This window comes from Parabacteroides vesiculifaciens, from assembly GCF_049860805.1.
Taxonomy (GTDB): Bacteria; Bacteroidota; Bacteroidia; order Bacteroidales; family Tannerellaceae; genus Parabacteroides.
Window position 1 is genome coordinate 2,076,640 of the sequence record NZ_CP187555.1, and the last position, 8,652, is coordinate 2,085,291.

The following is an 8,652-nucleotide window of genomic DNA, read 5'->3' on the forward strand; positions in this document are numbered from 1 at the left end:
TCATGAAACGCGGAAGTAAAATTGATATGATATTGACAGGGTTGTTCATGGTACTGGCTGTAGCAGCCGTAATCTGCTATTTCGCCTTCCCTGAAAACCGCCTGCCATTCCTTTATTGCGGTGGCGCGGCGATTTGTTTCCGCCTGGTTCAGTATCTAATGAGATTTATAAATTAATAAAGTGCTAATTAGACAATGTGTCAATAACGATATGGAGATCAATCATTGTGACTTTTTTTCATTGGCAAATTAGCACATTGAAAAATTATTAATATGGAAGTTAACGAAATAATTAAACCGGAGAACCTGGTATACGGAAAACCCAGGTTAATGAATGAAAATCCCATGCACTACTGTCCCGGTTGCAGTCATGGCGTGATACACAAGCTGATTGCCGAAGTGATTGCTGAGATGGGTATGGAAGATAAAACGATCGGTGTCTCTCCCGTCGGATGCGCCGTTTTTGCCTATAATTATCTGGATATCGACTGGATCGAAGCGGCCCACGGACGTGCACCTGCTATTGCAACAGCTGTCAAGCGACTGAATCCGAGCAAGATGGTATTCACTTATCAAGGTGACGGCGACTTGGCTGCTATCGGTACAGCCGAAACCATCCACGCCGCCAACCGTGGAGAAAATATCGTGATCGTATTCGTCAACAATGCCATCTATGGTATGACAGGCGGCCAGATGGCTCCTACCACATTGGAAGGTATGCCGACAGCGACCTGCCCTTACGGCCGTAATATCGCCCTCAACGGCTATCCGTTGAAGATCGGCGATCTGCTTGCACAGCTCGAAGGGACCTGCCTGGTTACCCGCCAGAGCGTACAGACCGCTGCCGCCGTCCGCAAAGCTAAAAAGATGCTTCGTAAAGCATTTGAAAACTCGATGGCTGGCAAAGGCACTTCAATTGTCGAATTCGTTTCCACCTGTTCATCCGGCTGGAAAATGACACCTGAAAAAGCCAATAAATGGATGGAAGAGAATATGTTCCCATTCTATCCGTTAGGGGATCTCAAAAATAAGGAATAATAAGTAATTATTAATTTTTGAAGCAATGAAGCAAGAAATTATAATAGCAGGTTTCGGTGGACAAGGGGTTTTGTCAATGGGTAAAATCCTGGCTTATTCCGGCCTAATGGAAGGGAAAGAAGTCAGTTGGATGCCTTCTTACGGCCCTGAACAACGTGGCGGTACAGCCAATGTAACCGTTATCCTGAGTGACGACCGCATCAGCTCTCCCGTACTGAACGAATACGATATTGCCATCATCCTGAACCAGCCTTCCATGGACAAGTTCGAAAGCAAGGTGAAAAAAGGCGGCATCATCATTTATGACGGATATGGAATCCATACACCGGTGAAACGGACCGATGTCAACGTTTATCGTGTGGATGCTATGGATGCTGCTACTGAAATGCAAAACGAAAAAGCATTCAATATGTTGATCCTCGGCGGACTGTTGAAAATCGTCCCGATGGTGAAACTGGAAAACGTACTGTTAGGCTTGAAGAAATCTTTGCCCGAACGTCACCATAAACTCATCCCGATGAACGAAGCCGCCATTAAGAAAGGTATGGAGATTATCACCAATGTGCAAATGTGCCATTAAGGTGCTTTGCTAAATGTGCCAATATGCCAATAAAAATATAACTAATATTAATTGGCATATTGGCACATTGTTCATATTGGTACATTATCACTATCTTTGCCCCTCATGAAGCATAGCTTATATATATTATTACTCTTGATAATATCCGCTTCGGCCCTGCATGCGCAACGCCGACCGGGCGGAGACCGGAAAGGATTTTCTCTCGGAAACCTTTCCAAGGCCAATCAGGAAGTACCTGACAGCCTGCTTATTCCGGATAGCGCATCGACGAACAACAGACGTATCACGGCCTATCGGCTTACACCTTTGTTGGGAGATCCTTATATTGCTCCGTTGGACACATATAAACTGAATTTCGCCAACAGTACGCTGGTGGAATCCGAATCGCTGGCAGTCGGCTACCTGGCCAATACGGGGTCGCCGGCACAAACCCGTATCTTTACCGAGCGCAAGGAACCGCGCGATTTTCTGTTTGCCGATGCTTACGATTATTATATCACGGACCCTCAGAACGCCCTGTACTATAATACGAAAATACCCTATACAAATGTAATGTACACGACTATGGGGGGAAGCGAAAGCAAAAACGAACGGTTGAAAGGTACGTTGACCATGAACTTCGGCCCGAAGATCAACGTAGGCGGCGACCTGGATTATATCTACAGCCGCGGATATTACAAGAACAACGGTAACAAGCTGTTGAGCTACCGTCTTTTCGGAAGCTACAAGTCCGATCGCTACGAGGCACATGCCTACCTGAGCAACTTCAACTTCATCAATTACGAAAACGGAGGGCTGGCTAACGACTCGGTAATCACCAACCCGGACCAATACTTTGCCGGTGAAAGAAACCAGGACGACCCCAAGGCTTTCGATACGCGTTATCCGGTCAAAGCCTGGAACCGCGTGCGTGGCAAACAATATTTCCTGAGCCACCATTACAACCTCGGGTTCGAACGCGAACTGGAAGGAGAAGTGGACACGCTAGGTAATCCCGTGAAAATATTCATTCCCGTATCCAGTATCATCCATACATTAGAATATCAGGACAACCGTCGCCGTTTCCGTTCGGAAGCGGACAAGAACCTGAACGAATGCTATCTGACCCCTGATGGGGATCCGCGTGTATTCGGTTTGGAAAACGGAACAGGTGTCGACGACCGTACCTCCTATTGGAATCTGCGGAACACGTTCGGATTGTCACTCCGCGAAGGCTTCCAGGACTGGGCTAAGTTCGGCATCACGGCTTTTGCTACTTTCGACAAACGTAAATTCCAGTTGCCGGCCCAAATACCGGGACTGTCATACAATCCCGAATACGGAAGCGGATTAGATGCCTCCCCTTCCACAATCGAATTTCCGGTTACACAGGTTTATGACGAATTTTCCACTTATATCGGAGCTGAAATATCCAAACGGCAGGGAAGCATCCTGACTTACAACGCCCGTGGAGAACTCTGCGTCGTGGGTGACGATATCGGGGAGTTCCGGGCAACGGGTAACCTACAGACCAAATTCAAACTGTTCAACAAGGACGCAACGATCAGCGCGGAAGGATACTTCAAGAATGTCACCCCGTCGTTCTATATGCGTCATTTCCATTCCCGCTATTTCTGGTGGGATAACCTGGATATGAACATGATCCAGCAGATATATGCCGGAGCCAAGATCAACCTCGAATCCACACGGACCCAGTTGTCTGCCGGAATCGAAAGCATACAAAACTATGTATTCTTCAACAAACAGGGAATGCCGGAACAGAAAAGCGGAAACTTGCAAGTGATAAACGCCCGCATCAAACAGGACGTTATGTACCGGGCTTTCGGATGGGAGAACGAAGTGGCCTATCAGTTGAGCAGCGACAAAAGCGTACTGCCTCTACCGCAGATCAGCCTGTATACAAATATGTACCTGAAGTTTAAGGTAGCAAAGGTATTGACCGTACAGTTAGGAGCCAATATGTATTATAATACTTCTTACTACGCTCCGTATTACGAACCGGCCACACAGCAATTCCAGATACAGGATGAAGTGAAAGTCGGCAATTACCCGCTTGTCAACGCCTATGTCAATTTCCACCTGAAACAGGCTCGTTTCTTTGTGATGGGCTACAACCTGAGTTCCAAGTTCGTCAATCCGAACTACTTCTCGCTGGCGCATTATCCGCTGGATCCGTTCGTCCTGAAAATGGGCGTTGCCGTTACATTCAACAACTAATTTTATGAAATCGAGTAAACTGATAGGAGTCTATACCGGGCTGCTGATAATTGCCGTCGCAACCATGATCATGTTATGGCGTCTGAAAAACAAGCCGAAGGCAGAAGTTCTCCCACGCGATTATCCGGAGATCAAAGAAGAAGGAATCCTGAGGCTCGTAACCGAATACAATCAATCGGGCTATTATGTGGCAGGCGATACGATAGAAGGTTTCCAGTACGAGCTTAGCCAGGCCATCGCCCAATTATCAGGCTTGGAAGTACAGACCCTTTTAGAGATGAGCCTCGCCGAGAGCTTCGATATGCTTGAAGAGAACAAATGCGATGTCGTCGCCCGCAATATCCCGATCACGAGCGAGATCAAAGAAAAATATCTGTTCACCGAGCCGATCGTCCTCAACAAACAAGTCCTGATACAACGGACGGAGGAGGCCAACAACGGGCTCCAACCCATCCGTAACCAACTCGATCTGGCAGGTAAGACCTTATATATTCCCAAAGATTCTCCCGCCCAACTCCGGCTACAGAATCTGGGACATGAGATCGGCGATACGATTTACGTGATAGAAGACGAGTTATATTCCGGTGAACAGCTTGCCATCATGGTAGCCAAAGGAGATATCGATTATGCCGTCTGCGACCAACAGATAGCCATCCTTTCCCAAAAACAACTCCCGGAAATAGATATCAAGACAGATATAAGTTTCACCCAGCTCCAATCGTGGGCAGTACGCAAAGACTCCCCCATCCTGCTCGACAGTCTGAACAGCTGGCTCGATCAGATACGCAAGAACGGTACCTTCAACAAAATCTACAAAAAATACTATAAATAATATGCCAAGGTTCAATACGCCCATGAAAGAAAGTCACAATAAATAATTCCAACATCCCAATTGGCGCATTATTCCTCATGCGACGGCAAGACAAAAGAGAAAGTCGAACCGACCCCCAATTCGGATTCCACGTGCATGGAACCACCCATCTTGGTGACCAGTCCCTGGCAGATGGCAAGCCCCAAACCGATCCCTTCCACATAATCGTTCACTTTGACAAAGCGGGTGAAAAGGCTCTCCAGTTTATCTTTTGCAATACCGATCCCCGTGTCCTTCACATAAAACTTCAGGCATTTATCCGGCAAGCAGGTATATCCCAAAGTGATACTCCCCTCTTTGGTATTCTTAATCGCATTATTCGCCAGGTTATTGATCAATTGCAACAAGCGGATACTATCAGTACCGAAGCTACACGCGCAACTGCCTTTTTCCAGGAACAATAGTACTCCTTCCGGCATACGGAGCTTGACAGAGGCAAATGTCGTATCCATCAGCTCGTTTATATCGACCTGCTCATAACTGATCTTGATCGCATCGGCTTCGATCTTGGAAAGATCGAGAATATCGTTTATCAGTTGCATCAGTAGCTGGTTATTGGTCTTGATGATCTCATAATACCCCTGACGTTCCTCATCCGAATCGGCAAAAGCCATCAATTCGGAAAAACCGGTAATCGCATTCAACGGGGTGCGGATCTCATGACTCATATCGGCCAGATATTTGGACTTCATCTTGTCGGCAAGCTCCGCTTTGTGCTTGGCTTCTTCCAGATTCAGCTCCTGCCCTTTGCGCTCCTGTATATTGATCGTGCATCCCAGAATCACGAGCGCCCTTTCCCGTTCATCCCGTTCGTAAACGGTTGCCGACGATTCACGCCAGTGATAATTACCCATTCCCGGATATTTCACACGCAACTCGATTTTCGTTTCCGATATTTCTCCCAAACACAATTTCCGGAAAGCCTCATCGTGCATTTCCCTGTCATCCGGATGGACCCGCGCGGCAAAGCGAGGCCATGAAATATAGATCAGTTCGTCTTCCTTCCCCGGCAGCCAGTTATTCACCTGGACAACCGCGTCATTAAAATTTCGTTTGCTATCGGGATTTACAAATATGGAACAAAGGCGGATATCATTGGAATGCAGAGCCATTTTGGTCAGTACCTGCGAACGCTTCATGGTGTTTTCCATCTTATTACGGGTCGTAACATCACGCCACAATGCCAGCAAAAGAGGTTTGCCATTGCTCAATGCAATCGGAAATTTTGTCACTTCGATATCTTTCCGTATACCATATATATCCGAAAACTTACCGTTAAACTCGATGGTTCTACCCGTCTCCATGACATCACGATCCAACTCCAAACGCTTTTCCGCAGACATGATCGCATCAAAACGCAATTCAAAATCATTATGCCCCTCAACTATTTCAGTTTCGATACCGGTGATTTTTTCCATAAAATGATTCCAATACAGATATCTGAAATCATCTTCTGCATCTTTTACAAAAACACCTAACGGTAGTTTATCCAAAATCGTATTAATCAATTCATGCAATGAATCTTGCTTTTGTAAGATTGACCGGATATCCTTTCCGACATAAGTACTGCCCATAACAAAATGCTTTAAAACGCTAATTTGGGTATAAAGATATTTATTTTTATAACAACTCTCCTGTAAAACATCATTAAAATCAATATCTTCTTGAAAAAATAACTCTTTTGAAAGAAGAGCAGCGTTCTGTGTAATAAATATTCCCAAATATTATCTACCTTTACCGGGAATTTAATGATGAAAGATGAGATTTGACGAATTGGACTTAGAAGAGGCCGTATTGGATGGCCTCGACGCAATGAATTTTCTGGAGACAACTCCAGTACAGGAACTAACTATTCCGGTTATTTTGGAAGGGAAAGACATTATCGCCTGTGCTCAGACCGGAACAGGAAAAACGGCAGCTTATGTATTGCCGGTGATCAATGAACTTAGCAAAGGATTACATCCGGCCAATGCTATCAATGCCGTTATCATGGCTCCCACACGCGAATTGGCCCAACAGATCGACCAGCAAATCGAAGGCTTCACTTATTTTGTGCCTGTTTCTGCCGTGGCCGTTTACGGGGGTACGGATGGTATAGCCTGGGAACAGCAAAAACGCGGGATGGAAATGGGGGCCGACATCGTGATCGCGACTCCAGGTCGCTTGCTATCGCATATCAAACTGGGAACTGTCGATCTGTCGCAGGTCTCTTTCTTCGTACTTGACGAAGCGGACCGGATGCTCGACATGGGATTCTACGACGACATCATGCAGGTCCAGAAGCTATTGCCTCCGACTTGCCAGACCATTATGTTTTCCGCCACCATGCCTCCCAAGATCAGGACACTGGCCCAAACCATTCTGAAAAATCCGGAAGAAGTCAAGATCGCGATCTCCCGTCCGCCCGAAACGATCATGCAAACGGCCTACGTCTGCTACGATATGCAGAAACTCCGCATCCTGGAAGACCTGTTCTCTCAGAGCCGTCCGCAACGTGTCATCATATTTTCGTCTTCAAAAATGAAAGTAAAGGAGCTGGCATCCACCCTCAAACGGATGAAGTTCAACGTTGCTGCCATGCACTCCGACCTCGAGCAGTCACAACGTGAAGAGGTGATGAAAGAGTTCAAGAACGGACGTATCGACATCCTCGTCGCTACAGACGTCGTTTCGCGCGGTATCGATATCAACGACATCAAGCTGGTTATCAATTTCGACATTCCCCACGATCCGGAAGACTATGTGCACCGCATCGGCCGTACCGCCCGCGGAACGAATGGCGAAGGATTGGCCATCACCTTCATATCCACCGAAGAGCAATTCCAATTCAAACGCATTGAAGAATTCTTAGATAAGGAAGTCTACAAGATACCGGTCGATTCCAAATTCGGAGAGACACCGTTATATGAACCCGAAAAATACTCCAACATGCGCCGCGGCAGGGGACGTCCCCGCAAAGACGGCGGAAAAGGGAAAAGCAACAGCCGCCCCGGAGGTAACAACGACCAACGTCGCAGGGGAAGACCGAGAAAGGAAGCATAAACAGCTTATATAAAATATCGGCCGGTATTTAAAGAAATGCCGGCCGATATTTATAAGTGCATAAAGCCACGAAACTATAATAGCAAAGCCACCTTCCCGGTTATTCGACAACCGGCTGCAACGTAATCGGGAACGGAGCATCTAACGTTCCCTGCACACCTTCATCCGCAAACGGAAAAGATTCCGCAGCTTTATAAACACCGCTGGCCTGCATACTGTAATACATAAAATAGACAGCAGCCGTTTCATCCTTCTTGCCCCGGATCTCAAACTGATAGACCTTTCCACCAGCTTCGGCCAACTCCCCTACGCCACGGCACTCATCACCGACAAAGGCTGCCAAGATATCTTTATCACGCCGTTCAAAAGGCAAGGCTTCGGGCAAAGACACCACAGCAGTCATCGTTTCCGGATATTTCCCGGACTCTTCAAACGGAGGGACTGCCGGTGCGGATACTTTCCCATACGTTCCGTTTTGTTCGAATACAAGAAAATCCTGGCACGTATAGGTCTTCTTGTTTTTGGCACTGTAGTATTTCAACGTCACCTTCTGCGTTTCACCCTGGTTCCCGCGGATATAAAGGAAGAACAGCTTTTTCCCATTATCCTGGACGGTAGCGATCCCCCGGCATTCATTGCCGACGAAGGCGGAAACCTCGTCTTTCGGATCGGCATACTTTTCCAGAAATTCGGACAAGCGGATAATAGCCGTCATGCTGAACTGGTAAATTCCGCTTTCCGGAGCATTCCAGGCAGGATCAGGTTCATCCTCGACCAGGTCGAGTTCCCACTTGGGTTCCGGAACCACCTTTGGCCCCGGTTCATCCGTGCAGCCCCACAAGAATGTGGAGGCTGCCAAAATGATCACATAATGAATTACATTTCTCATTTTTAATCTATTCATA

The 8,652-nt window shown here is 46.9% G+C and carries 8 protein-coding genes; 6 read left to right on the forward strand and 2 right to left on the reverse strand.

Features of this window, described 5'->3' with window-relative positions; translation table 11 throughout:
• Nucleotides 1–2: 2 nt before the first annotated feature.
• The 5 genes from ACPYIV_RS08485 (at nt 3) to ACPYIV_RS08505 (ending at nt 4,666) form a co-directional block, all read left to right on the forward strand.
• Entirely contained in the window at nt 3–176 is a 174-nt protein-coding gene (locus ACPYIV_RS08485) for a hypothetical protein (protein WP_293733382.1), read from the forward strand.
• 96 nt (nt 177–272) lie between these two features.
• On the forward strand, nt 273–1,037 hold the full coding sequence (locus ACPYIV_RS08490; RefSeq protein WP_293733383.1) for a thiamine pyrophosphate-dependent enzyme: 765 nt from the start codon (nt 273–275) through the stop codon (nt 1,035–1,037).
• 25 nt (nt 1,038–1,062) lie between these two features.
• Complete coding sequence (locus ACPYIV_RS08495; RefSeq protein ID WP_293733384.1) at nt 1,063–1,617, forward strand: 2-oxoacid:acceptor oxidoreductase family protein; 555 nt, start codon at nt 1,063–1,065, stop codon at nt 1,615–1,617.
• A gap of 105 nt (nt 1,618–1,722) precedes the next feature.
• Nucleotides 1,723–3,834 (forward strand): putative porin, encoded by a 2,112-nt coding sequence (locus tag ACPYIV_RS08500; protein WP_300761833.1) that lies wholly within the window; start codon nt 1,723–1,725, stop codon nt 3,832–3,834.
• Between the two features lie 4 nt (nt 3,835–3,838).
• Nucleotides 3,839–4,666, forward strand: coding sequence for a transporter substrate-binding domain-containing protein (locus ACPYIV_RS08505; RefSeq protein ID WP_293733386.1), 828 nt, complete (start codon nt 3,839–3,841; stop codon nt 4,664–4,666).
• 68 nt (nt 4,667–4,734) lie between these two features.
• Here the strand turns inward: ACPYIV_RS08505 and ACPYIV_RS08510 are convergent, their stop codons facing one another.
• Nucleotides 4,735–6,279, reverse strand: coding sequence for a PAS domain-containing sensor histidine kinase (locus ACPYIV_RS08510; RefSeq protein ID WP_293739597.1), 1,545 nt, complete (start codon nt 6,277–6,279; stop codon nt 4,735–4,737).
• Between the two features lie 184 nt (nt 6,280–6,463).
• Here ACPYIV_RS08510 and ACPYIV_RS08515 point away from each other — a divergent pair, with 184 nt between their 5' ends.
• A complete protein-coding gene (locus ACPYIV_RS08515; RefSeq protein WP_293733388.1) occupies nt 6,464–7,747 on the forward strand; it encodes a DEAD/DEAH box helicase in 1,284 nt (427 codons plus the stop codon).
• 100 nt (nt 7,748–7,847) lie between these two features.
• Here ACPYIV_RS08515 and ACPYIV_RS08520 read toward each other — a convergent pair whose 3' ends face one another.
• Nucleotides 7,848–8,651 (reverse strand): hypothetical protein, encoded by an 804-nt coding sequence (locus tag ACPYIV_RS08520; protein WP_299362672.1) that lies wholly within the window; start codon nt 8,649–8,651, stop codon nt 7,848–7,850.
• Nucleotide 8,652: the final 1 nt, after the last annotated feature.

Excerpts from the sequence above, each read along its gene's own strand:
- ACPYIV_RS08500 (WP_300761833.1), top strand. The coding sequence starts at position 1,723 with ATGAAGCATAGCTTATATATATTATTACTCTTGATAATATCCGCTTCG.
- ACPYIV_RS08485 (WP_293733382.1), top strand. The coding sequence starts at position 3 with ATGAAACGCGGAAGTAAAATTGATATGATATTGACAGGGTTGTTCATG.
- ACPYIV_RS08505 (WP_293733386.1), top strand. The coding sequence starts at position 3,839 with ATGAAATCGAGTAAACTGATAGGAGTCTATACCGGGCTGCTGATAATT.
- ACPYIV_RS08495 (WP_293733384.1), top strand. The coding sequence starts at position 1,063 with ATGAAGCAAGAAATTATAATAGCAGGTTTCGGTGGACAAGGGGTTTTG.
- ACPYIV_RS08520 (WP_299362672.1), bottom strand. The coding sequence starts at position 8,651 with ATGAATAGATTAAAAATGAGAAATGTAATTCATTATGTGATCATTTTG.
- ACPYIV_RS08510 (WP_293739597.1), bottom strand. The coding sequence starts at position 6,279 with ATGGGCAGTACTTATGTCGGAAAGGATATCCGGTCAATCTTACAAAAG.
- ACPYIV_RS08490 (WP_293733383.1), top strand. The coding sequence starts at position 273 with ATGGAAGTTAACGAAATAATTAAACCGGAGAACCTGGTATACGGAAAA.
- ACPYIV_RS08515 (WP_293733388.1), top strand. The coding sequence starts at position 6,464 with ATGAGATTTGACGAATTGGACTTAGAAGAGGCCGTATTGGATGGCCTC.